Genomic DNA, 764 nt, shown 5'->3' on the forward strand with positions numbered 1-764 from the left:
GCCCAAGCACACACCGCAAATTAGCTTGTACTTGTCTTCAATATCAAAGAATGGACGAACATCGCCGCCCCACATTGCAACAGAAGCTTGCGCACATGTCCCAAGCCCCTTATCAGTCGCTGACAGCATCAGATTTTGCAAGAACATACCTGTATCAAGCGCACTGTATTCGGCACGTTCGCCATGAACAAAAATGAACATCGCTACCGGCGCATTAAAAAACTCGAAGTTTTTTCGCATCCAAGCATCGCGCGCTGCGCGATCATGTCGCTCAATTCCGAGTACACCATACAAGCCCTTGCCGCACTCAATCGCGCGTCTCTTTTGCTCGGATGGGTAATGAATATCTGGTTTGAAATCACCATTAGGCAAGGCACCGCTCGTTATACCCCTCACGATTTTAGACACGCCTTTTAAACGCTGAATTTCGATACCCTTATCATACTTTTTCAATAACGCTTCAGCGATTTTATCTTTAGTCACCCCTTTTGCTATCGCCACACGATACGACTGCGTATTAGAAGAACTTGGTGCTTTCAAAGCATCCGCAAGCAAGGTCTTTATCAAGTCATCACTTACTTCTTGGTCGGTAAAATCACGCGTGCTATTGCGTTTCGTAAGAACGTCTTGGAACTCCATCTTTTATTCAGGCCTCAGGCTTTTTGTTAGAACATGCAGACTAAAAAACTCTGCACCAGATAGAAAGGGCTTACGGTAAAATTAAGTGTTTCGATCTATCAACACCCCATGTAAACTCGCCATCA

The 764-nt window shown here is 45.2% G+C and carries 1 protein-coding gene; it reads right to left on the reverse strand.

Annotated elements, in window-relative coordinates:
- The coding region (locus A3739_RS05925) for a nitroreductase (protein ID WP_068500663.1) at positions 1–639 on the reverse strand (639 nt) is incomplete at its 3' end.
- Positions 640–764: the final 125 nt, after the last annotated feature.

The organism is Oleiphilus sp. HI0067, assembly GCF_001635735.1.